24 protein-coding genes, 2 tRNA genes and 1 other RNA gene are annotated in these 22827 nt (G+C 73.7%); 13 read left to right on the top strand and 14 right to left on the bottom strand.

The features are described 5' to 3' along the window. Positions 1 to 38: 38 nt before the first annotated feature. From KBY32_RS14960 to KBY32_RS14935, 6 genes are all read right to left on the bottom strand, one after another. Positions 39 to 332, bottom strand: coding sequence for a Dabb family protein (locus KBY32_RS14960; protein WP_055625256.1), 294 nt, complete (start codon positions 330 to 332; stop codon positions 39 to 41). After that, positions 329 to 508 carry a hypothetical protein gene (locus KBY32_RS14955; protein ID WP_055625257.1) on the bottom strand — a complete coding sequence of 60 codons (180 nt, stop codon included), beginning with the start codon at positions 506 to 508 and terminating at the stop codon, positions 329 to 331. The genes KBY32_RS14960 and KBY32_RS14955 overlap by 4 nt, the downstream gene beginning before the upstream one ends. Positions 509 to 671: 163 nt before the next feature. Next, positions 672 to 756: transfer RNA gene (locus KBY32_RS14950), tRNA-Ser, on the bottom strand. 56 nt (positions 757 to 812) lie between these two features. Continuing rightward, positions 813 to 1244 carry a tRNA adenosine(34) deaminase TadA gene (gene tadA, locus KBY32_RS14945; protein WP_247689491.1) on the bottom strand — a complete coding sequence of 144 codons (432 nt, stop codon included), beginning with the start codon at positions 1242 to 1244 and terminating at the stop codon, positions 813 to 815. 38 nt (positions 1245 to 1282) lie between these two features. Then, positions 1283 to 1810, bottom strand: a complete 528-nt coding sequence (locus KBY32_RS14940) for a hypothetical protein (protein ID WP_055625259.1) — start codon at positions 1808 to 1810, stop codon at positions 1283 to 1285. 313 nt (positions 1811 to 2123) lie between these two features. Continuing rightward, a complete protein-coding gene (locus tag KBY32_RS14935) occupies positions 2124 to 2327 on the bottom strand; it encodes a hypothetical protein (RefSeq protein ID WP_210980400.1) in 204 nt (67 codons plus the stop codon). Positions 2328 to 2467: 140 nt separating this feature from the next. Here KBY32_RS14935 and upp point away from each other — a divergent pair, with 140 nt between their 5' ends. Next, complete coding sequence (gene upp / locus KBY32_RS14930) at positions 2468 to 3103, top strand: uracil phosphoribosyltransferase (RefSeq protein ID WP_055625271.1); 636 nt, start codon at positions 2468 to 2470, stop codon at positions 3101 to 3103. A 15-nt stretch (positions 3104 to 3118) separates the two neighbouring features. On the opposite strand, the gene KBY32_RS14925 is transcribed toward upp, so the two are convergent. After that, a complete protein-coding gene (locus KBY32_RS14925; protein ID WP_247689490.1) occupies positions 3119 to 3760 on the bottom strand; it encodes a LytR C-terminal domain-containing protein in 642 nt (213 codons plus the stop codon). Positions 3761 to 3872: 112 nt separating this feature from the next. Then, complete coding sequence (locus KBY32_RS14920; protein WP_003999914.1) at positions 3873 to 4169, bottom strand: type II toxin-antitoxin system VapB family antitoxin; 297 nt, start codon at positions 4167 to 4169, stop codon at positions 3873 to 3875. Between the two features lie 114 nt (positions 4170 to 4283). Between KBY32_RS14920 and KBY32_RS14915 the strand changes: the two genes are divergently transcribed. Next, a complete protein-coding gene (locus KBY32_RS14915; RefSeq protein WP_210980399.1) occupies positions 4284 to 5942 on the top strand; it encodes a helicase HerA-like domain-containing protein in 1659 nt (552 codons plus the stop codon). A gap of 31 nt (positions 5943 to 5973) precedes the next feature. Here the strand turns inward: KBY32_RS14915 and KBY32_RS35695 are convergent, their stop codons facing one another. From KBY32_RS35695 to KBY32_RS14900, 4 genes are all read right to left on the bottom strand, one after another. Then, entirely contained in the window at positions 5974 to 6099 is a 126-nt protein-coding gene (locus KBY32_RS35695; RefSeq protein ID WP_282108001.1) for a hypothetical protein, read from the bottom strand. A 47-nt stretch (positions 6100 to 6146) separates the two neighbouring features. Continuing rightward, entirely contained in the window at positions 6147 to 6476 is a 330-nt protein-coding gene (locus KBY32_RS14910; RefSeq protein WP_210980398.1) for a hypothetical protein, read from the bottom strand. A gap of 76 nt (positions 6477 to 6552) precedes the next feature. Next, positions 6553 to 7146 carry an HhH-GPD-type base excision DNA repair protein gene (locus tag KBY32_RS14905; RefSeq protein WP_108707652.1) on the bottom strand — a complete coding sequence of 198 codons (594 nt, stop codon included), beginning with the start codon at positions 7144 to 7146 and terminating at the stop codon, positions 6553 to 6555. Between the two features lie 54 nt (positions 7147 to 7200). Then, a complete protein-coding gene (locus KBY32_RS14900; protein ID WP_210980397.1) occupies positions 7201 to 7920 on the bottom strand; it encodes a siderophore-interacting protein in 720 nt (239 codons plus the stop codon). Positions 7921 to 8000: 80 nt separating this feature from the next. Here KBY32_RS14900 and KBY32_RS14895 point away from each other — a divergent pair, with 80 nt between their 5' ends. From KBY32_RS14895 to KBY32_RS14855, 9 genes are all read left to right on the top strand, one after another. After that, a complete protein-coding gene (locus KBY32_RS14895; RefSeq protein WP_210980396.1) occupies positions 8001 to 10109 on the top strand; it encodes a penicillin acylase family protein in 2109 nt (702 codons plus the stop codon). Then, positions 10102 to 10722, top strand: coding sequence for a GNAT family N-acetyltransferase (locus KBY32_RS14890; protein WP_210980395.1), 621 nt, complete (start codon positions 10102 to 10104; stop codon positions 10720 to 10722). Before KBY32_RS14895 ends, KBY32_RS14890 begins: the two co-directional genes overlap by 8 nt. After that, the gene (locus KBY32_RS14885; protein WP_210980394.1) at positions 10719 to 11192 is read left to right on the top strand and encodes a cupin domain-containing protein; all 474 of its coding nucleotides are present in this window, start codon (positions 10719 to 10721) and stop codon (positions 11190 to 11192) included. Before KBY32_RS14890 ends, KBY32_RS14885 begins: the two co-directional genes overlap by 4 nt. Beyond that, positions 11189 to 11953 carry an SDR family NAD(P)-dependent oxidoreductase gene (locus KBY32_RS14880; protein WP_210980393.1) on the top strand — a complete coding sequence of 255 codons (765 nt, stop codon included), beginning with the start codon at positions 11189 to 11191 and terminating at the stop codon, positions 11951 to 11953. Before KBY32_RS14885 ends, KBY32_RS14880 begins: the two co-directional genes overlap by 4 nt. A 79-nt stretch (positions 11954 to 12032) precedes the next feature. Next, entirely contained in the window at positions 12033 to 13889 is a 1857-nt protein-coding gene (locus KBY32_RS14875; protein ID WP_308293733.1) for a copper resistance protein CopC, read from the top strand. A gap of 95 nt (positions 13890 to 13984) precedes the next feature. Next, the gene (locus tag KBY32_RS14870; protein ID WP_210980392.1) at positions 13985 to 14797 is read left to right on the top strand and encodes an Fpg/Nei family DNA glycosylase; all 813 of its coding nucleotides are present in this window, start codon (positions 13985 to 13987) and stop codon (positions 14795 to 14797) included. 86 nt (positions 14798 to 14883) lie between these two features. After that, positions 14884 to 17358: a SpoIIE family protein phosphatase gene (locus KBY32_RS14865; protein WP_210980391.1), complete on the top strand. Its 2475-nt coding sequence runs from the start codon at positions 14884 to 14886 to the stop codon at positions 17356 to 17358. 230 nt (positions 17359 to 17588) lie between these two features. Beyond that, entirely contained in the window at positions 17589 to 18884 is a 1296-nt protein-coding gene (locus tag KBY32_RS14860) for a phosphatase PAP2 family protein (RefSeq protein ID WP_247689521.1), read from the top strand. Positions 18885 to 18997: 113 nt separating this feature from the next. Next, positions 18998 to 19495, top strand: coding sequence for a hypothetical protein (locus tag KBY32_RS14855; RefSeq protein WP_308293732.1), 498 nt, complete (start codon positions 18998 to 19000; stop codon positions 19493 to 19495). Between the two features lie 9 nt (positions 19496 to 19504). On the opposite strand, the gene KBY32_RS14850 is transcribed toward KBY32_RS14855, so the two are convergent. Further along, a complete protein-coding gene (locus KBY32_RS14850) occupies positions 19505 to 20080 on the bottom strand; it encodes a DUF6529 family protein (RefSeq protein WP_308293731.1) in 576 nt (191 codons plus the stop codon). A 211-nt stretch (positions 20081 to 20291) separates the two neighbouring features. Then, positions 20292 to 20379 (bottom strand) — tRNA-Ser (locus KBY32_RS14845). Positions 20380 to 20451: 72 nt separating this feature from the next. Between KBY32_RS14845 and ffs the strand changes: the two genes are divergently transcribed. Together ffs and KBY32_RS14835 are read left to right on the top strand one after the other, a co-directional pair. After that, positions 20452 to 20548: signal recognition particle sRNA small type (gene ffs, locus KBY32_RS14840), an RNA gene on the top strand. Between the two features lie 50 nt (positions 20549 to 20598). Beyond that, positions 20599 to 22815 (top strand): DNA polymerase III subunit gamma and tau, encoded by a 2217-nt coding sequence (locus KBY32_RS14835; RefSeq protein ID WP_210980390.1) that lies wholly within the window; start codon positions 20599 to 20601, stop codon positions 22813 to 22815. Positions 22816 to 22827 lie beyond the last annotated feature (12 nt).

The raw sequence follows: 22827 nt of genomic DNA, 5'->3' as shown, positions 1-22827 counted from the left end.
GGCTCGGAAAAGGGGCGTGCGCCCGGGGTCACCGCGCCTCAGAATTCGTAGTCGGCGATCACCCAGCTGCTGAACTCCCGCCACAGGGCGACGCCCGCCTGGTGCTCGGGGTGGTCCACATACGTGCGCAGGGCGGCCTGGTCGTCGAAGGCGGAGTTGATGGCGAAGTCGTAGGCGATGGGGCGGTCGCTGAGGTTCCAGCCCAGCTCCCAGTGCCGGATCTCGGGGATCTTGCCCTCCAGTGAGCGGAAGGCCTCGACGCCCTCCACCACCCGGGGGTCGTCGCGCTCGACGCCCTCGTCGAGCTTGAACAGGACGAGGTGGCGGATCATGAGTCTCCTCCGTTGGCGATCCAGGTCATGAACTCCCCGACGGCCTGGGCGGCGTCCGAGATCCCCTCGAACCCGACCTGGACGTAGTCGGCGGCCTTGGCCGGGTCGGTGATGATCACGTAGAGCGCGAAGACCACGACCAGGTAGACGGCGATCTTCTTGCCATTCACCGCCATCGCGGCCTCCCCTGTGGCTGCTGTGTCTGCCGTGGGCTGCTGTGCCCAGTGCGTCGAAAGAGCCGAAAAGGGCCCCGTGTTTCCGGCGGTGAGTGTAGCCTCCACGCCTCCACGGAGATCAACAGCACGAAGGGCCCCGTCGTGAGACGAGGCCCTTCCAGAGCGGTAGCGGAGGGATTTGAACCCTCGGTGACTTGCGCCACACTCGCTTTCGAGGCGAGCTCCTTCGGCCGCTCGGACACGCTACCGAGGGAGACCTTACAGCACGCCGGGCCGTGCTTCGAAATCGATAAGCGGGCCGGGTTCAGCGGGCCCGGAAGAACTCCGTGAGCAGGTGCGCGCACTCCTCGGCGAGGACGCCCTCGATCACCTCGGGCCGGTGGTTGAGGCGCCGGTCGCGGACGACGTCCCACAGGGAGCCCGCCGCGCCGGCCTTGTCGTCACGGGCGCCGTAGACGACCCGGTCCACCCGGGACTGCACCAGGGCGCCCGCGCACATCGTGCACGGCTCCAGGGTGACGACGAGCGTGCACCCGGTCAGCCGCCACTCGCCGAGCTCGGCGGCGGCCCGGCGGATCGCCAGCACCTCGGCGTGCGCGGTCGGGTCCCCGGTCGCCTCCCGCTCGTTGTGCCCGGCGCCGAGCACCCGGCTCCCGTCGGCGGACAGCACGACGGCGCCGACGGGGACGTCCCCGCCCCGGACGGCCTCCTCGGCCTCGTCCAGGGCGAGCCTCATCGCCGCCCGCCAGCGGTCGCGTACGGGGTCGGGCGAGGTCAGCGGACGGTCTCCAGGACCTCCGAGGCGCCCAGCGCCTCGGCGATCGCACCGAGGGCGTCCTCGGCGTCCAGGGACTTCAGCTCCTTCTCGCCGACGCCCAGGTCGTCGAGGATCTCGCTGTCGCCCACGGGGCTGTGCGGGACCGCGTCGCCGCCCCCGCCCTCCTCGTCGTCGGAGTCGCCGTCGGGCTCCTCCGTGCCGTCGAGGTCGAGGGAGTCCAGATCGGCGCCGTCGTCGCCGGGCTCCCTGCCGAGCAGTTCGTCGGTGAGCAGGATCTCCCCGTAACTGCTGCGGGCAGCGGCGGCGGCGTCCGAGACGTAGATACGGGGGTCTTCCTCGCCGTCGATCCGGACGACGCCGAACCAGGCGTCCTCCTGCTCGATCAGCACCAGCACCGTGTCGTCGTCGGGCGAGGCTTCACGGGCCAGGTCGGCCAGATCCGACAGGGTCTCCACATCGTCGAGCTCTGTGTCGCTCGCTTCCCACCCGTCTTCGGTGCGCGCGAGCAGTGCGGCGAAGTACACCGTGACTCTCCCACTGGTCTGAGGCGTGCCGGTTGGGGGTCCCCCCGGCGGAGGTTACGGGCGGGACGGCTCGGGGTCCGAGCCCCACCCACTCGGAATCGTGGCAGAAACAAGGCGTCCAGGGGACGTCTTCGGCTCCCTGTGTCCGGCTCTTTTGATCGCCGTCGCCCGAGGGGGTCCGCGAGCGCGTCCGTGAAGGACTCACCAGCGCACTCGTTGCCGCCACGTGCGGATCGTACGCGGGTTTTCCAGGTGTTCCGGCACGCCCCGGCCCCAACGGCGCCCGGCGCGGCCGGTCTTCCGGCGTGCCGGCCTACCAGCGGAACGTGCGCATGCGCATGGCGTGGCGCAGCCGGGCCGCCTTCGCGCGGCGCGGCTGGACCCGGTCGCGCAGCGCACGCGCCTCGGCGAGTTCCCGCAGGAACTGGGCGCGCCGCCGGCGCCGGGCCGCGTCGCTCGTCTCCGGCGCGTCCGGCGCGTCCTGCGCGGCGTCCACCGGCGAATCGGCTTTCGGCATCGGCTCACCACCCCCGGTCGCGGTCCCTCCCACATTCCCCCCGACGGGCGGTTTGATGCCAGCGCGAGGGTGAACCGCGGTCCGCGGGCTTGCCGTGTGTGGGGGCGCCGGGCATACCGGGCCCGGTTACTGTTGTGGACATGCGTCTCCACGTCGTCGACCACCCTCTGGTCGCCCACAAGCTCACCACGCTGCGCGACCGCCGCACCGACTCCGCGACCTTCCGCCGGCTCGCCGACGAACTGGTCACCCTGCTCGCCTACGAGGCCACGCGGGACGTGCGGACCGAGGCGGTCGACATCGCGACCCCCGTCACCGAGACCACCGGTGTGAAGCTCTCCCACCCGCGCCCGCTGGTGGTGCCGATCCTGCGGGCCGGACTCGGCATGCTGGACGGCATGGTGCGGCTGCTGCCCACCGCCGAGGTCGGCTTCCTGGGCATGATCCGCGACGAGGAGACGCTCCAGGCGTCCACGTACGCCTCGCGGATGCCGGAGGACCTCTCCGGGCGTCAGGTGTACGTCCTCGACCCGATGCTCGCCACCGGCGGCACCCTGGTCGCGGCCATCCAGGAGCTGATCAAGCGCGGCGCGGACGACGTGACCGCCGTGGTCCTCCTTGCCGCGCCCGAGGGCGTGGAGCTGATGGAGCGCGAGCTGGCGGGCACGCCGGTGACGGTGGTGACGGCCGCCGTGGACGAGCGTCTCAACGAGAACGGGTACATCGTGCCCGGCCTCGGCGACGCGGGCGACCGCCTGTACGGCGCCGCCGAGTAGGCGCTGCGGCGCCCCTCAGCACCCCTTCTTCGACGAGGCGGGCGTCGGCTCGGGCTCGGCCAGCGCGGTCAGGGCCTTGGTGGCGTCCGCCTTCTTCGTCAGCTCCTTGAACGCGTCGCCGATGATCAGGTCGACGGCGGCGCCCTTGCGGGCCGCGTCGGTGCGGCGCTCGGCGGCGGTCAGCTGGGTCGCGAGGACCGGCAGCGAGGTGTTCAGCGAGGAGGCCGGGCCGAGCAGCAGACCGGTGCCCTTGACCTTCTTGTCGTACTCCTTGCTGGCGTTGCCCACGTCGCCGATCTTGAAGCCGCGCTTCTTCAGCTCGTCCGCGGTCTTCTTCGCCAGCCCGCCGCGGGTCGTGGCGTTGAGGACGTTGACGGTGATCGCGTCCGGCTTCGGGAGCTTCGGCGCGGCGGACGGCGAGGCCGTCGCCTTCGTCGAGCAGTCGCTCTTGGCGCCGGCCGCGGACGCCGTGCCGCCGCCGCCGGTGAAGACGTCGACGAGCTGGAGCGTGCCCCAGCCGACCAGGCCGAGGCCGGCGAGGGAGGCAGCGCCGAGCAGGACGAGCCTGCCGCGCGGCCGACGACGCCGCATCCGTGGGTACTTGTCCCCCTTGATCCGGTATTGGCCACCCATGCCGGGGGGAGTCAGCATGCTCATGGGCGCAGCGTAGTGCGCCCGGGCGGCAATGCCTACTAGATGATCATTCGCAGCCGCGCGGTCCAACCCGAAAGGGTCAATGCGGGCGAGGTCCGGCCGTGTCGGCCCGGCCTCAGTCCAGTTCCAGCACTCTCGCGTGCAGCACCTGGCGCTGCTGGAGTGCCGCACGGACCGCTCGGTGCAGACCGTCCTCGAGATACAGGTCGCCCTGCCACTTCACGACATGCGCGAAGAGGTCGCCGTAGAACGTGGAGTCCTCGGCCAGCAGGGTCTCGAGGTCGAGTTGGCCCTTGGTCGTCACGAGCTGATCGAGGCGGACCGGGCGCGGAGCGACGTCCGCCCACTGCCGGGTGCTTTCCCGGCCGTGGTCGGGGTACGGCCGGCCGTTTCCGATGCGCTTGAAGATCACACGGAAAGCCTACCGGTCGAGACGTTCCGGGCGCAGCCATGGCGACGGAGTGCGACGCTGGAAAAGATCGGGCAGAACGTGACGAAACGGCGAAGGCCGTGGGGGAGAGCGGACATGAGCGACCGCAGGAACGCCCCCGGGACCGGGGCGGCGCCCCCGGCGCCCGGCACCCGGACCGGTGCCCCCGCCCTCCCGCAGGAGGCCCTGGAGATCGCCGCCGGATACGCCTTCACGGGGTCCGCGCTCGACCTCGGCGCCCTGCTCTGGGACGGGACCTGCCTGCCCGACGCCCAGATCCGGGTGCCACTGACCATGCTCAACCGGCACGGCCTCGTCGCGGGCGCCACCGGCACCGGCAAGACCAAGACCCTCCAGCTCATCGCCGAGCAGCTGTCCGCGCAGGGCGTGCCCGTCTTCCTCGCCGACGTCAAGGGCGACCTGTCGGGGATCGCGGCACCCGGACAGCCCAACGACAAGGTCCGCTCCCGGGCCGCCGAGGTGCACCAGCCGTGGCAGGGCACCGGTTTCCCCGCCGAGTTCCTCGCGCTGGGCGGCATCGGGCACGGCGTCCCCGTGCGCGCCACCATCACCAGCTTCGGCCCGGTGCTGCTGTCCAAGGTGCTCCAGCTCAACCAGACCCAGGAGCAGTCGCTCGGCCTGATCTTCCACTACGCCGACACCAAGGGCCTGGAGCTGATCGACCTCAAGGACCTGCGGGCGGTCGTCGCCTTCCTCACCTCCGACGAAGGCAAGGCGGAGCTGAAGAACATCGGCGGCCTGTCCACCGCCACCGCCGGAGTGATCCTGCGCTCCCTGACCGCCGTCGAGGCGGAGGGCATGGGCGACTTCTTCGGGGAGCCGGAGTTCGACACGGCCGAGCTGCTGCGGACGGCACCGGACGGGCGGGGCATGGTGTCGGTCCTCGAACTCGCCGCCGTCCAGGACCGGCCCCGGCTCTTCTCGACGTTCCTGATGTGGCTGCTCGCCGACCTCTTCCACGATCTGCCCGAGGTCGGGGACGCCGACCGGCCGAAGCTGGTGTTCTTCTTCGACGAGGCGCATCTGCTGTTCGACGACGCGTCCAAGGCGTTCCTGGACGCCATCACGCGGACCGTGCGGCTGATTCGCTCGAAAGGAGTCGGCGTCTTCTTCGTGACGCAGACCCCGAAGGACGTACCCGCCGAGGTGCTCGGACAGCTCGGCAACCGCGTCCAGCACGCGCTGCGCGCCTTCACCCCGGACGATCAGAAGGCGCTCAGGGCCACGGTGAAGACGTTCCCCGACTCGCCGTACGACCTGGAGGAACTGCTCACCGGGCTGGGCACCGGCGAGGCCGTGGTGACCGTCCTCAGCGAGAAGGGCGCCCCGACCCCGGTGGCCGCGACCCGGCTGCGGGCCCCCGAGTCGCTGATGGGCCCGCTGGAGGCGGAGGCGCTGGACCGGGCGGTGACCGAATCCGCGCTGCATAAGCGGTATGCACAGGCTGTGGACAGGGAGTCCGCGTACGAAAAGCTCCAGGAGCCCCGGCCCGGGAAGGGCCCGGACGAGATCACCGGGGAGCGGAGGCCCGGCAAGGGGCCCGACGAGATGGTCGATGAGGGGGAGCGCGGGGGCGAGGCCCCTCGTCGCAAGGCCGGGAAGGACGAGGACCGCTCGGTCGTCGAGCAGGTCGTCGGCAGCGGCATGTTCAAGTCCCTCGCCCGGTCGGTCGGCACCCAGATCGGCCGGGAGATCACCCGGTCCCTGTTCGGGACGGCGCGGCGGAGGCGGTGACCCGGAGAAGTCCGCCCCCGCCGCGCCGGTCTCAGCCGCGCCTCCGTTCCTCGGGGGGACGCGGCGGCTCCTTCTTCCGGGCCCCGGGCCTCGGGGCGGTGCGCGCCGCCTCCGCGCGCAGCAGGGCGCGCAGAACGGCGTAGGGATCGGTGGGCATGGCTGTGCTCCTCCTGTGGTGCCGACGGGCCTTCACGCGGAGGACGGTCAGCAGCGCAGGACGACGGTGTCCGGGAGGGGCGGGACGTGCGGGGCGGCCACCGGACGGTCGTCCGCCCGGCCGGCGGCGGGGGCCGGGCGCGGTGGCGGCAGCGGGCAGGGCCGGACCGCGAGAGGGGCGCCCGCGCGGCGGGCGGAGCGGGCCGGTGGCCGCAGGGTGGTGTCGAGGGCGTCGTGCTCGACGGCCTCGGCCTCGACCGTCACGGCCACCGGCAGGGCGTGGGCCTGGGCGTGCGCTCCCGGCACCAGCAGCGCGAGCAGCAGCACGACGATGCGCGGCCAGACCCGGCCGCGCGCTCCACTCCGTGCGGTGCTCACGGAAGGTCATGTCCCCCCGGCCCCTCCGCCGTTCATCGCCTTGGGGCGAGAAACCCCCGCACGGCCTAGACGGGCGTCAGGCGCGGGACGCCTTCGCCGCCTTCGCGGCCGCCTTCATCTCCTGCTTGTGCGCCCGCACCTTGGTCAGCGACTCCGGTCCGGTGATGTCGGCGACGGACCGGAAGGAATCCGGCTCGCCGTAGGCGCCGGCGGCCTCCCGCCAGCCCCGTGGTCGTACGCCGAGCTGCTTGCCCAGCAGGGCGAGAAAGATCTGCGCCTTCTGCTTGCCGAACCCGGGCAGCTCCTGGAGCCGGCGCAGCAGTTCACGGCCGTCGTCGACGCCCTTCCAGACGAGCTCGGCCTCACCGTCGTAGTGCTCGACCAGGTACTGGCACAGCTGCTGGATCCGCTTGGCCATGGAGCCCGGGTAGCGGTGCACGGCCGGCTTCTCGGAGAGCAGGGCGGCGAACGCGTCGGGGTCCTGGGCGGCGATGTCGTGCGCGTCGAGGTCGTCCGTGCCGAGCCGGTCCGCGATCGTGCGCGGCCCCTTGAACGCCCACTCCATCGGCACCTGCTGGTCCAGCAGCATGCCGACCAGCGCGGCGAGCGGGCTGCGGCCGAGGAGCGCGTCGGCCTCCGGGTCCTGGGCGAGATGCAGGGTGACGTCCATGCCCCGATCATGCCGCGCGGGCCGCCGGGACGCGCGCGGGGGCTTCCCCGCCGGTCAGGGGCGCCAGTAGCCCAGCGCGTTCACCCGCTGCTTCGGCAGCCCGAGCTCCTTGCGGACGTACGCGGTCAGGGCGCGGGTCGTCGCCGTGTCGCAGGCGATCCAGACGTACGGGTCGGGGGTGGCCCCGAGCAGGCCGGGCAGGGCCTCCTTCACCGTGGCGACGAGGTGCGCCCCCGCGTCCTGCCGCGGCACGGCCCGTACGTCGTGGCGGGCCGGGTCGGCGCGGAAGGGGAGGCCGTCGCGCTCGCCCTCGAACCACACGGTGGCCGGGGCCCCGTCGAACGCGCCCAGCAGGGAGTTGAGGGCGGGCAGGGAGGCGGCGTCGGCGACGGCGAAGACATGCGAGGGCGCCGGGTCGGGGTCGGTGAAGCCGGTGCCGTGCACGGTCGCCTCGACGGTGTCGCCCGGCTTCGCGCCGCGCGCCCAGTCGCTGGCGACGCCCTCGTGCAGGGCGAACTCCAGGCTGAAGGTGCCGGCCGCCGGGTCCGGGTCGACCAGGGTGTAGGCGCGCTGATGGGGCTTGCCCGCGTTGTCGAACCAGAGCCGGACCCACAGGGTGGGGTGGACGCCGGTCGCCGCGAGCATGCCGCCGTCCGTGAGACGCACCCGGCGGTAGGCCGCGGTGACGTCCTCGGCGCCCGTCACGGTGAACGTGAAGTCCTTGGCGCGCAGCAGCTTCAGGACCGCGCCCTCCCAGCCGTGCCCCTGCGCCATGACCCGCTCCCCGTTCCCGTACCATTCCGGCACCGATAATGACTTAGGCAAGGCTAACCTAAAGCAAGGGAGGGGTGCAGGTGACCGGCGAGATCTTCCGTGACGCCTGGGGCATTCCGCATCTGCGGGCGGCCGGGGTGACCGAACTCGCCCGTGCCCAGGGCCGGGTCACCGCCCTCGACCGGGCCTGGCAGCTGGAGGTGGAACGGCACCGGGCACGCGGCACCTCCGCGTCCTTCCTCGGCGCCGAGTCCCTCTCCTGGGACGTGCTCGTACGCCGGGTCCGCCTCGACGACACCGCGCGCCGCTGCTTCGCCGCGCTGGAGGAGCGGGACCCCGAGACCGCGGACTGGGTACGGGCGTACGTCGACGGGGTGAACGAGGGCCTGGCCGAAGGCGCCCGCCGCACACCGGAGTTCGCGCGGACCGGGCTGGCCCCGGGGCGCTGGGAGCCCTGGACGCCGTTCGGCGTGTGGCTGGGCGTGCACCTGCTGTTCGCCGGGTTCCCGGCCAAGCTCTGGCGCGAGCGGGTGCGGCGGCAGCTGGGCGCGGACGCGGTCGGCCTGTTCGCCACCGACGGGCCGGGCACCTCCGGCAGCAACGGCTGGCTCGTGAGCGGCGAACGGACCGTGACCGGGCAGGCCGTCATCGCCGGCGACCCGCACCGCTTCATCGAGGAACCCGGCGTCTACCAGCAGATCCACCTGTCCTGCCCGGAGTTCGACGTCGTCGGCCTCGCCGTCCCCGGTGTCCCCGGCATCGCCCACTTCGGGCACACCGGCTCGGTCGCCTGGGCCATCACCAACGCCATGGCCGACTACCAGGACCTGTACCGCGAGCGGCTGCGGCGCACCGGGGCGGGCGTCGAGGCCCTCGACCCGGACGGGGTGTGGCGGCGCGCCTCCCGGCACACCGAGACCGTGGAGGTCGCGGGGGAGGACCCGGTCGAGGTCGAGGTGATCGAGACGGCCCGGGGACCGGTCGTCGTGGGTGGCCCGGAAGGACTGCCCGACGGTCCCTCCGGCCCGGACCCCGCAGGCGACGACGACCCGTCCCTGGCCCTCGCCCTGCGCCACCCGCCCCGCGTCACCGGCGACCTCGGCTTCGGCGCCCTGCTGCCCCTGCTGCGGGCCCGCCGGGTCGCCGACGTCGACCGCGCCTTCGACACGTGGACGGAACCCGTCAACGTCGTCCAGGCCGCCGACACCGAGGGCGGCCTGCTGCACCGCGTCGCCGGGAAGGTGCCCGTCCGCTCCACCGCCAACCGGCTCCACCCGGTGCCCGCCTGGGAGCCCGGACACGCGTGGCACGGCTGGCACGAGACCCCGCGCGGCGGTCTCACCGACGGTGTCGCCGCCATGGCCAACCAGCGCGGCCTCGCCACCCCCCTCGGCGTTGAGTTCGCCGCACCCCATCGCGCCGACCGCATCAACGCCCTGCTGGCGGCGAAGGAGCGCTGGTCCGCCGCCGACATGCCCGCCCTCCACATGGACACCCACCTGGCCTCGGCTGCCGCCCTGCTCGATCTCCTGGCCCCCCTGGAGACCCTCAGCCCCGCGGCCGACCGTGTCCGCCGGGCGCTCCTCGCCTGGGACCGCCGGATGGACGCGGACAGCGAGGCCGCCGCCCTCTACGCACGGGTGCGCGGCGCGGTCGTCCGCCGGATCGCGGCGCACCCCGCCTTCGCCGCGCTGACCGTCCCGCCCGCCTACCCCGACGTCCTGCTCCCCTGGCTCGCCCTGCTCCCCCGCGTCGCCTTCGCCCTCGAACACCTGCTGCGCGCCGACGATCTCTACGGCGTCGACCGCGCCGAGGTGGTGCGTGCGGCCGTCGAGGAGGTCGCCGGGGACACCGCGTCCGCGCCCACCTGGGGCGACACCCACCGGCTCGTCCCCTGGCGGGCCCTGCCCGACCCGGCGGCAGAGCAGCCCGCCCTCTCCGGCGACCACGACTGCGTCCTGTGCACCTCCACCGTGCCCGGCCTCACCGACCTGAGCGCGCGCGGCCCCGCCGCCCGCTACGTCTGGGACCTGGCCGACCGCGAGGCGAGCCGCTGGGTCGTCCCGCTCGGGGCGTCCGGCGTCCCCGGCTCGCCCCACCACCGCGACCAGCTGCCGCTGTGGCTGCGGGGCGAACTGGTCCCCGTCGTCACCGACTTCACCGCGTTCGAGAAGGAGACCGATGTCTGACCTGCCCACGGCCGCCCCCGCGCCCGCCGCCGCCGTCCACCGGCAGGCCGTCGACGGCTTCGGCACCGTCACCGTCCGCCCCCTCGACCCGCACACCGACGCCGGGACCGTGCACACCTGGGTGCGTGAGGAACGCGCCGTCTTCTGGGGCATGACCGGCCTGACACGGGACCAGGTCGCCGAGATCTACGCCCATATGGCCGGCCTCGACACCCACCACGCCTTCCTCGTCGAGCGCGACGGCGACCCGGTCGCCCTGCTGCAGACGTACGAGCCCGACGCGGACCGGGTCGGCGAGTGCTACGAGGTCCGCCCCGGCGACCTCGGCCTGCATCTGCTGCTCGCCCCGGCCGGACCCGGCGGGGCGCGGCCCGGCTGGACCTCCGCCCTGCTCACCGTCGTCGCCGACTACGTCTTCCGCACGCTGGGCCGGACACGGGTGGTCGTCGACCCCGACGTGCGCAACGAGAAGGCCGTGGCCCGCTTCCTGCGGCAGGGCTTCACCGCCGGGCCGGTCGTCGTCCTGCCGGAGGTCGACCTGCCCGATGTGTACCTCCCGCGCAAGGAAGCCCAACTCGCCTTCCTCACGCGGGAGGTAGCTTGTGGGGGATGACGCCCGAGGAACTCGTCGCGCACTACCGCCTGGAGCCGATCCCGCGTGAGGGCGGGCTGTTCCGCCGTACCTGGGCCGGACCCGAACAGCCCGACGGGCGGCCGCAGGGCACCGCGATCGTCGTCCTGCTCACCGCGGACGACTACTCGGCCCTGCACCGCCTGCCGTCGGACGAGGTCTGGCACTTCTACCTCGGGGACCCCATGGAGATGCTGCTCCTCGGCCCCGACGGCACCTCCCGCACCGAGATCCTGGGCCACGGCATAGCGAGCGGCCAGCACCCCCAGCTCACCGTGCCGGCCGGCACCTGGATGGGCGCCCGGGTGGCGGCCGGGGGCTCCTGGGCCTTCTTCGGCTGCACCATGGCCCCGGGCTTCACCTATGGGGACTACCAGCACGGCGACCTGGCGGACCTCTCGGCGCGCTATCCCCACGAGAGCGCCCGGATCGCGGAACTGTGCCGTCCATGAGCGGACTTCTCGACGGACAGATCGCCCTGGTCACGGGCGCGGGCGGCGGCATCGGGCAGGGCATCGCGGCCCGGTTCGCGGAGGAGGGCGCGGCGGTCGCCCTGCACTGCCGCACCTCACGGGAGGCGGCCGACGAACTCGCCGGGCGCATCCGGGAGGCGGGCGGCCGGGCCGTCGTCCTGACCGCCGACCTGACCGACGAGGACGCCTGCCGGCGGCTGGTCGCCGAGGCCGCCGAATGGGGCGGCGGCCTCACCGCCCTGGTGAACAACGCGGGCGTGCAGCCGACTTTGGGTCTCGAGGAGATGACCGCGGCCGACTGGCGGGCCGTGGTGGACGCCAACCTGTCCGGCGTCTTCGCCTGCACCCGCGCCGCCGCGGAGATCATGCGAGGCCGGCCAGGCGGCGGTTCGGTCACCCACATCGCCTCCGTCGAGGCGGCCCGCCCGGCCCCGCTGCACGCCCACTACGGCGCCTCCAAGGCGGCGGTGGTGGCCCACGCCCGCACGGCGGCCCAGGAGTACGGACCGCACGGCATCCGCGTCAACACGGTCTCGCCCGGCCTCGTGCACCGCGAGGGGCTGGAGTGGGCGTGGCCGGACGGGGTGGCACGATGGCGGGCGGCGGCGCCCCTGGGACGGCTGGGTCGTGCGCGGGACGTGGGCGACGCCTGCGTGTTCCTGGCCTCGGGCCTGGCGTCCTGGATCACCGGGCACGATCTCGTGGTGGACGGCGGGGTGTCCGCACGGCCCGGATGGTGACCGGGCCGACCGGTGAGCACGGAGCCCGTCGCGTCCGTATGTACCGGGAGGCGGTGCGGACCGAAGGCGGAGATGCGGTGTGACGTGTGCGGACGGACGAGGAGCGGGACGCCGGAGGCTGCGGCGGGCGCTCCTGCTGGGCCCCCTGCTGGTCCTGCTCCTCCTCGGCGGCGCCGGGCCCGCGTCCGCGCACGCCGCGCTGCGCACCACCGACCCCGAGGACGGCGCCGTCCTGAAGTCGGCGCCCCGGGTGCTCACCCTGACCTTCACCGAGTCCGTCGCCCTGCTCGACGACTCCTTCCGCGTCCTCGACCCCGACGGCCGCCGGCTGCGCACCGGTGAGCCGGAGCACGGCCCGGACGGCGCCGACACCGCCCGGGTGACCCTCCCCGAAGGGCTGGAGCAGGGCACCTACACGGTGGCCTGGCGGGTGGTGTCCGCCGACAGCCACCCGGTGTCCGGGGCGTTCACCTTCTCCGTCGGCAAGGCCACCGTCACCGCGTCGGCCGCCGTGATCACCGGCCCCACCGAGGACCCGGTCACCAAGGCCCTGCACACCATCGCCCGCTATCTCGCCTATCTCGCCGTCGCCCTGCTCATCGGCACGGGCACCTTCGTCGCGGTCTGCCGTCCGACCCGGGTCACGGTTCTCCACAGCCTGTCGAGGACGTCCTGGTGGGCGCTGCTCGCGGCCACGCTGGTCCTGCTGGTGCTGCGTGCCCCGTACGAGACGGGCGAGGGCCCGCTCGGCGCGTTCGACGCCGACGGGGCCGTCCGCACCCTGACCGGCCGCCCCGGCCTCGCCCTGCTGGCCCGCCTCGCCCTCCTCCTGGCCGCCGGCGCCTATCTGCTCAGGCTGTCCCGACAGAGGAGGCCCTACGGCTGGACGGGCGCCGCGCTCGCGGCCGGCCTCGCCATGACCTGGGCGGCCGGCGAGCACGCCTCGGCCGGCATCCAGGTGCCGGTCGCCATGACCTCCTCGGCGCTGCACCTGCTCGCCACCGCCGTCTGGCTGGGCGGTCTGGCGGCCCTGCTCGTCACCCTGTACCGCGCCGACCTGTCCGCGCAGGCGGTACGCCGGTTCTCCCGCCTGGCGTTCACGTCCGTCACCGTCCTCGTCGTGACCGGCGTCTACCAGTCATGGCGCGGCCTCGGCGGCTGGGACGCGCTCGCCGACACGACGTACGGCAGGCTGCTGGCCATCAAGCTGATGGCGGTCGTCGTGCTCCTCGCGGCGGCGGCCGTGTCCCGCCGCTGGACGGCCCTGCAGACGACGACGGCGGTGGACCGGGCGGAGACGCCGGTCCCGGCGGAGACGGCGGTGCGGGACAAGGTGTCGGTGGGAGCCGGGGGCTCACCGTCCGGGTCACCCGCCCCATCGGAGCCGTCCGCCCCGCCGGAGCCGCCGGATGAGCCCTCCGCCCCGGTCCCGGCCGCCGAGGAGACCCCCGACCCCGCGCACCGCCGGTCCCTGCGGCGCTCCGTGCTCACCGAGGTCGCCGTCGGCGCGGCCGTGCTGGCGGTCACCACGCTGCTGACCAGCACCCTGCCGGGCCGGGCGGAGGCCGAGGCGGCGACCGCCGCGCCCGCGGTCGTCGGCGCCTCCGTCACCGATGTGCCGTTCGATGTCGGCACCCCCGGCGGACGCGGCACGGTGCAGATCACCATCGACCCGGCCCGGGTGGGCGACAACTCGATCGAGGCCCTGGTCTACGGCTCCGACGGAGGTGTCTCGACCGTGCCCGAACTGCGGATCTCCTTCACCCACCCCGCCCAGGACATCGGCCCGCTCGACGCCGGTCTCACCGACCGGGGCGGCTACTGGGGCAACAGCTTCCTCAACCTGCCCGTCGCCGGGACCTGGGAGATGAAGGTGACCGTCCGCACCTCGGACGTCGACCAGATCAGCGAGACCCACACGATCACCGTGCACTGACGTGTCCTGGAGCGGCCCGCCCCACGAGGTGAGGAGCCGGAGGAAAAGGGCACATCATAAGAAGTACGGCATTCACCTGAGGAAGGCCGTCCGTCATGCCCGAACTGCCGGACGTCGAGGGTTTCCGGGGCGTACTTCGGACCTGCGCAAAGGGCCGGACCGTGCGCCGGATCGAGGTGCGCGACCCCGGCGTGCTGCACGGCGTCGACGCGCGGCGGCTGCGCGAGGCGCTGGAGGGCCGGCGGATCACCGGTGCCGAACGGCACGGCAAGTGGCTGCTCGCCCGTACCGGCGGCCCCACCCTGGCCCTGCACTTCGGTATGACCGGCTCGCTGGTGTGCGCCGGGCCGGACGACCCGGTGGAGCCCCACGACCGCGTGCTGTTCACCCTGTCCGGCGACCGCCGCCTGCGCTATCGCGACCAGCGCAAGCTCCGGGGCCTGTGGCTGGCCGAGGACGAGTCCGACGTCGTACGGCTGCTGGCCGGGCAGGGGCCCGACGCGCTGGACGTGGACCGCGAGCGGTTCGAGGAGGCCCTGCGCGGGCGCCGGGGCACCGTCAAGGGCGTGCTGCTCGACCAGTCCGCCGTCGCCGGGCTCGGCAATCTGCTCGCCGACGAGATCCTGTGGCGGGCCCGGCTGAGTCCCGACCGTCCGGTGCGCGAGCTGACCGACTCCGACCGCGGGGGCCTCTACCGGCAGATGCGGCGCACCCTGCGCTCCGCCGTGCCCACCGGGCGCGTCCCGCCGCGCGCCTCCTGGCTGACCGGCCGCCGGGACGACCCCGACCCGCACTGCCCGCGCTGCCGCGCCCCGCTGCGCCGGACCCGCGTGGCCGGCCGGACGACCGTGTGGTGCCCCGGCTGCCAGACCGCCGCCTCCGGCGCCCCCACCGGATCGCGCCGATGAGGCGCGACGGTGCGCGGAGGGTGGCGCGGCCCGGAGTGCCGGAGCGCGGGCCGGACAGAACCCCTCCGAGAGCGAGATGAGCGATCATGCACGAGCCCGCCGCCGGCGCCCGGGCCCCGTCCGACCTCGACGACCTGGTCGGTGCGGAACTGACCGCCCGGGTCACCGTCGACGAACACGGCACCGTCACCGGGTGGAACGCGGGCGCCGAGCGCCTTCTCGGCCACCCGGCGCACGAGGTGGTGGGCCGTCCGGCGGCCGGTCTGCTGGCCGAACCCCCGCGCGGGCGCGAGCTGCCCCCGTTCCCCCGGCTGCGGCGCTGGCACGGCACCGTCCGCCTCCGGCACCGCGACGGCCGTACGCTCACGACCAAGGTCCTGGCGCACCACCGGACGGGGGAGAACGGGCGGCGCGAGTGGTTCTGCGTGTGCGCGCTGACCGCCCGGCAGACTCCGCCGGACCGGCGCGACGAGCCGTTCGTCGGCTGGAGCTTCGCCCAGTCGCCCTGCTGTGCGACCGCCCTGTACGACACCCGGCTGCGGCTGCGCCGGGCCAACCGGGCCATGGAACGCGCCGTCGCCCTCTCCGAGGCCGACATGGTGGGCCTGCGCGTCGAGGAGATCGTGGACGAACCGGCCGGCCGGCGGGCCGAGCAGGGCATGGCCCGCGTGCTGAGCACCGGGGAGACCCAGGTCAACGAGGACTTCCTGCCCGCCGCCGGCGAGACCCGGGCGCACGCCTGGTCGCTGGTGATGTCACCGCTGCGGGACGCCGCCGGCGCCGTCCGGGGCGTCTGCCTCACCGCCCACGACATGACCGAACAGCACTGGGCCCGGCAGCGGCTCCAGCTGATCGCCGAGGCGGGCCGGCGCATCGGCAGCACCCTCGACGTGATGCGCACCGCGCAGGAACTGGCCGACGTCATCGTCCCCGAACTCGCCGACTTCGTCTCCGTCGACCTGCTGCCCGCCGTGGACGACGTACCGGACGCGTCCGCGCGCGGCGGAGGCCCGCCGCCCGGCCCGCTCGAACTGCTGCGGGCCGCCCACCAGTCGGTGACGCCCGGCGTCCCCGAGGCGGTCACCGCGCTGGGCGCCCTGGAGCGGTACGCCGAGGGCTCCGCGCCGGTCGAGACGCTGCGCTCCGGCCACGCCACGGTGTACGAGATGACGCATCCGGCGATCACCGCGCTCGTCGCCCGTGACCCGGTCCGGGCCGCCCGGGTCAGGGAGTTCGGCATCCACTCGGTGATGACGGTGCCGCTGACGGCCCGCGGCACCACCCTGGGCGTCGCCGTCCTGGCCCGGCACCGGCACCCCGAGATCTTCCAGCGGGACGACCTGGTGCTGGCGGAGGAGCTGGCGGCCCGGGCGACCGTCTGCATGGACAACGCCCGCCGCTACACCCGGGAACGCGACCGCTCGGTCGCCCTGCAGCGCAGTCTGCTGCCGCAGCGGCTGCCCGAGCAGGCGGCGGTCGAGGTCGCCTCCCGCTACCTCCCGGCGGGCGCGCACACCGGGGTCGGCGGCGACTGGTTCGACGTGATCCCGCTGTCCGGGGCGCGGGTGGCCCTGGTCGTCGGGGACGTCGTCGGCCACGGCATCCACGCCTCCGCCACCATGGGCCGGCTGCGGACGGCCGTACGCACCCTGGCCGACATCGACCTGGCCCCGGACGAACTGCTCACCCACCTCGACGACCTGGTGTCCCGGCTGTCCACGGAGCGGGACGGCGGCCGGGCGCGCGAGCGGTACCCCGACTGCGCGGGGGAGGTCGGCGCGACCTGCCTGTACGCGGTCTACGACCCGATCTCCCGGCGCTGCTCGCTGGCCCGCGCCGGGCATCCGCCGCCGGTCGTGGTCGTCCCCGGAGGCACCGCCGACGTCGTCGACCTGCCCTCGGGCCCGCCGCTGGGCGTGGGCGGGCTGCCCTTCGAGTGCGCCGAGGTCGACCTGCCCGAGGGCAGCCTGCTCGCCCTCTACACCAACGGCCTGGTCACACCCGGCGGCCGGTCCCGCTCCGGCGGCGCGGACGAGGGCGTCCGCCGCCTGAGGGGCCTGCTGGCGAGCCCCGAACCCACCCTGGACGCCCTGTGCGACCGGATCCTCACCGAGCTGCTGCCGTCCCGGCCGCCCGACGACGTCGCCCTCCTCGTCGCCCGCACCCGCGCGCTGGACGCCTCCCAGGTCGCCACCTGGGACGTGCCGGCCACCCCGTCCGCCGTGGCCCAGGCCCGCAAGGACGCGCTCGCCCAACTCGACGCGTGGGACCTGGAGGAGGCCGCCTTCGTCACGGAACTGGTCGTCAGCGAACTGGTCACCAACGCCATCCGGCACGCCCAGCCGCCCGTCCAGCTGCGCCTGATCCACCTCACCCACGACGACTCCCTCATCTGCGAGGTGTCCGACGGCGGCAGCACGGCCCCCCATCTGCGCCGCGCCCGCAGCTTCGACGAGGGCGGCCGGGGCCTGCTGCTGGTGGCCCAGCTCACCCGGCGCTGGGGCACCCGCCAGTCGGCCAAGGGCAAGACGATCTGGGCGGAACAGCCACTCGACGCATGACCCCATGAGGGCCTGACATACGACTTCGGGGCGGGCGGCAACGTGCGACGCCCCTTCGACGTCTCTCCCTCGGGGGGCGGCCGAGCAGCGCGAAATCCGTCCCACCGCGCTTCGGTACCATGCTCGAACTCACGAACGAGTGCTGACGACCGCCCTTCACACATCGGCCGAGACCATTGATATCCAACACATCGCAGACGTTCGCGCGAATAGGCAGCCGGCAGCGTGCGCTGGTGTGGTCCGCCGTGGGCGTGGTCGCCCTGGGGTTCCTGATCGCACTGGAGGTGGCCGCCCGCCACTACGGTGAGCCGGGCCCCCTCACCAACCAGGTCCGTGAGATCGCGTTCCCACCCAAATCCGGCTTCCTGCTCTACGCGGGCATGGGCCTGATGATGGTCGTCCTCACCTGGCGGGAACGCCTCATCGCGCTCGGCGCCGCCCTCGGCATCGATCTGGCCGTCCTCGCCGTGCGCTGGGCCACCGGCACGCTGCCGGTCCTGGGCGGGGACGAGGGCCACCCCTTCGGCAACGGCGCGCTGTGCGTGGTCCTCGGCTGCGCGGTCGTCGCCGTCACCCGCCGCACGGGAGCCGAACGCCTCCTGCTCCTCAAGGGCGTCGGCCTGGCGCTGCTCCTGGTGGCCGGGCGCAAGACCGGTGACACCTGGCTGCTGATCACGTCGAAGACCCAGCCGCAGGTGCTCGACCCGTACGTGGCCGTCGCCGACAACGCGCTCGGCAACCCCTCCTGGGTCGTCGGCCGGATCGTGGAGGCCTCGGGCCCGGTCGGCGCCCACATCCTCGACTACGTCTATGTGCAGCTCGCGGTCGCAGCGGTCCTCGTCGCGCTCTACCAGCTGCGCCATGTGGCGGCCGAACGCCGCTTCCCGAGCCACCACCTGGTGCGCACGTTCCTGGTGATCGGCCTGCTGGGCCCCGGCATCTACATGATCTTCCCGGTGGTCGGCCCGGTCTTCGCGTACGGCCCCGACGGCGGTGCCTGGGCGACGGCCGACATCTGGCCCCAGACGGTGCCGACCCTGGCCGCCCCGCACCCGATCCCCTTCGACGGGATCACCCCGCGCAACTGCATGCCCAGCCTGCACACGGCCTGGGCCACCGCGATCTTCATCCACTCCCGCCGAGGGCCCCGCCCGCTGCGCTGGGCCGGCACGTTCTGGCTGGTCGCCACCCTCGGCGCGACCCTGGGCTTCGGCTACCACTACGGCGTCGACCTCGTCGCCGGTGTGGTCTTCACCCTCACCATCGAGGCGGCCCTGCGCGCGACGTCCCGCGGCTGGGACCGCGCGGGCGCCCGCCTGGTCGCCCACGGCGCCGCGGTGTTCACCGCGCTCCTGCTGTCGTACCGCTTCATCCCCCTGGAGATGGGGCGCCACCCCTGGCTCTTCGGCCCCCTCCTGCTGGCCGCGATGGCCTCGGTGATCTACGGCTACCTCCGCACGACCCGCACCTGGGACCCGAAGCCCACCCCGGCCCTGCGCCCGGAGCCGCAGCCCGAGATGGCCTGACACGAGCCTCCGCCTCGCCGCGTGGCCGGGCGGCGGGCTTCGTTGTGTACTGGAACACATGTGACGCGCGCCCTGAGAGCGGAAACGGCCCCCGACCTTCTGAGGGGATTCTCGTGAACATCAAGGCCAGAGCACTTGTCGCAGCCACCGGATCGGCCCTGCTGCTGTCGGTGTCGACCGTCGCCCACGCCGCGGCCGGACCCGACGCGGAGAAGGCGGCGTCCTCCGTGACGGTGACCACCAAGAACACGTCCCTGGGGAAGATCCTCGTCAACGACAAGGGACACACCCTCTACCTGTTCGAGTCCGACAAGAAGGACAAGTCCACCTGCAACGACGCCTGTGCGGAGGCGTGGCCGCCGCTGAAGGCGGACGGCAAGCTCGTCGCCAAGGGCGGCGTGGACAGCAAGCTGCTCGACACCATCAAGCGCAGCGACGGCTCGAAGCAGGTGACGTACAAGGGGCAGCCCCTCTACACGTTCGCCGACGACACGAAGGCCGGGCAGACCAACGGCCAAGGCGTCGACGCCTTCGGCGCCAAGTGGTTCGTGCTGGGCACCGACGGCAAGAAGATCACCAAGCAGCCCGCGTCCCAGAACGGCGGCTACTGACCGCCCGCGTCACGTCAGCCCCGGCGCGTCGAACCCGTTCAGCTGCCACAGCGCGGCGGTGTACCAGAGCAGGGCGATCGCACAGAAGAGCAGACCGCCCACGAGAGGCAGCGTCCAGCCAGGGAACCGCCGGCTGCGCACCACGAGCACCTTCGCGGCGAAGGCGCCGTACAGGACGCAGCCGGTGACCGAGTGGATCGCCACCCGTGGCGACGTCGTCTCGACGCCGTACGCGCTCAGGCACTGGTAGGCGATCGGCACCGAGAGCAGGAAGGCGAGCAGTCCGGTCACCCGGTGCGCGCGGGGCACGGCGCGCGGGGCCCGCTTCGACCCGGGCAGCAGGCCGTACATCCAGGCGGCGAGCAGCAGCTGGACGAGCGCGAGCCCCAGCAGGGCGCTGCCCAGCCGGGCCTTGAGCTCCATGGCCTCGTCGTATCGGGCCCCGAACAGGCTGCTGTTCGGATCGGGCGTCACGCCCCGCCCCACGAACCAGATGCCCAGGCCCACGGCTACGGGGATCAGCAGCAGGGCCGCGGCACGCCTCTTGCCCGTCGGGCCGTGGGAGGGGTCGGGGTGCTGTTCCACGAGGGCTCCGTACGAAGGCGACGACCGGAACCCTCACCATGGCGCCGTCCCCGCCCGACGCCCGGCCGACCGCCCCGCCGGCCCACCGGGAATCACCCGATGGACGGCCGCCGTGTGTGACTGACGCAACTCTGAGTGAGAAGACCCGGACAATGTCGAAGGGCCCCACCGCGAACGGTGGGGCCCTTCGACATCGTGCCCGGTGAGGCACTGGCGGAGGATACGAGATTCGAACTCGTGAGGGGTTGCCCCCAACACGCTTTCCAAGCGTGCGCCCTAGGCCTCTAGGCGAATCCTCCGCCGCAAACAATACAAGACGTTGAGGAGTGCTCGCGAACTCGTTCCCCGCCCCCGTCATCGGGTACTGTTTGGGCAGCCCCTCACGCGGCGCTATCTGACTGAACTCCCCCAGGGCCGGAAGGCAGCAAGGGTAGGTTGGCTCTGGCGGGTGCGTGAGGGGCGTTTGCGTGCCCCGGGGGCGGGACCCGATGTCAGTGCGCGCCTATAACCTCGTAGGCGTGTCGTCTCTCGCGCTGTACCGCCGCTATCGCCCGGAGTCGTTCGCCGAGGTCATCGGGCAGGAGCATGTCACCGACCCGTTGCAGCAGGCGCTGCGGAACAACCGGGTCAATCACGCGTACCTGTTCAGCGGTCCGCGCGGTTGCGGCAAGACGACCAGCGCGCGGATCCTGGCCCGCTGTCTGAACTGCGAGCAGGGCCCCACGCCGACCCCCTGCGGGACGTGCCAGTCCTGCCAGGACCTCGCGCGCAACGGCCCGGGCTCCATCGACGTCATCGAGATCGACGCGGCTTCGCACGGTGGTGTGGACGACGCCCGTGAGCTGCGCGAGAAGGCGTTCTTCGGGCCCGCCTCCAGTCGTTACAAGATCTACATCATCGACGAGGCCCACATGGTCACGTCGGCCGGCTTCAACGCGCTGCTGAAGGTCGTCGAGGAGCCGCCGGAGCATCTGAAGTTCATCTTCGCCACGACCGAGCCCGAGAAGGTCATCGGCACCATCCGGTCCCGGACCCACCACTACCCGTTCCGGCTGGTCCCGCCCGGCACCCTGCGGGAGTACCTGGGCGACGTCTGCCGCCGCGAGGACATCCCGGTCGAGGACGGCGTGCTCCCGCTCGTCGTGCGCGCGGGCCAGGGCTCCGTGCGTGACTCCATGTCCGTCATGGACCAACTCCTCGCCGGAGCGCGGGAGGAGGGTGTGACGTATGCCATGGCCACCTCCCTCCTCGGATACACCGACGGTTCGCTGCTCGACTCCGTGGTGGAGGCCTTCGCGACCGGTGACGGCGCCGCCGCCTTCGAAGTCGTGGACCGCGTCATCGAGGGGGGTAACGACCCGCGGCGGTTCGTCGCCGACCTGCTGGAGCGGCTGCGGGACCTGGTGATCCTGGCCGCCGTGCCCGACGCCGCCGAGAAGGGGCTCATCGACGCCCCCGCCGACGTCCTGGAGCGGATGCAGGCCCAGGCCGGCACCTTCGGCGCCGCCGAGCTCAGCCGCGCCGCCGACCTGGTCAACCAGGGGCTGACCGAGATGCGCGGCGCCAACTCGCCCCGCCTCCAGCTCGAGCTGATCTGCGCGCGCGTGCTGCTGCCCGCCACCTACGGCGACGAGCGGTCCCTCATGGCCCGGCTCGACCGGCTGGAGCGAGGCGTGAGCTTCTCCGCGGGCGCCGGCGCTCCCGCGATGGGGTACGCCCCCGGTCCCGAGGCCCACGCAGCCCCGGCGCCCGCCCAGGCCGCGCCCCCGCAGGCCGCCCCTCCGGTGCCGCCCGGCGGAGGACTCGCCGCCGCCCGAGCCGCCGTACGGGGTCCCGCCCCGGAGGCCCCGGCCGCGCCGGCGGGTGCGCCGACGGCAGAGCCACCTGCGCCCCCCGCCCCCGCCGCACAGCCCGCCCCGGCGCCCCAGGCCCCGCCCGCGCCCGCCGCTCCCGCCCCCGGCGCCTGGCCCACCGCCGCGCCCGCGGGCGGCGGCCGGCGACCCGGCGGCTGGCCCACGACGGCCCCGGCGGGCGGCGGCACCGGCACCCCCGCGCCCACACCGGCACCCGCGGCCGCACCGGTACCTACGTCCGCCCCCGCGCCCGCCCCGGCACCCGCAGCCGCCCCCGCGCCCGCCGCGGCCGGCGGCCTGGACCCCCGTCAGCTCTGGCCGAACATCCTGGAGGCGGTGAAGAACCGCCGCCGCTTCACCTGGATCCTGCTCAGCCAGAACGCGCAGGTCGCGGGCTTCGACGGCACCACGCTGCAACTCGGCTTCGTCAACGCGGGCGCGCGGGACAACTTCGCGAGCAGCGGCAGCGAGGACGTGCTGCGGCAGGCGCTGGCCGAGCAGTTCCACGTGCAGTGGAAGATCGAGGCGATCGTCGACCCGTCGGGCGGCGGCTCGGCACCCCCGGCCCCGGGCGGATCCCCCGGCTTCGGCGGCGGAGGCGGCGCCCCGGCCCCCGGCGGCCACGGCGGCTACGGCACTCAGGGCGGCCAGGGCGGTTCGGCCGCCCCGCGCCCGGCCCCCTCCGCGGCACCGACGGCCCCCTCGGCGCCGTCACCCGCCCCCGCGCCCCGGCCCAGCGCCCCCGAGCCGCCCTCCGTCTCCCTGGAGGACGACATCCCGGAGGACGACGACCCCGACCTCAACGAGTCGGCGCTGTCCGGCCGCGAGCTGATCGTGCGGGAGCTGGGCGCGACGGTGGTCGAGGAGATCACGAACGAGTAGGTGGCCGGGACG

The sequence above is a fragment of the Streptomyces sp. RK62 genome, from assembly GCF_018070255.1.
In the GTDB taxonomy this organism is placed as follows: domain Bacteria; phylum Actinomycetota; class Actinomycetes; order Streptomycetales; family Streptomycetaceae; genus Streptomyces; species Streptomyces nigra.
This window is presented reverse-complemented; position numbering and strand designations above follow the sequence as displayed.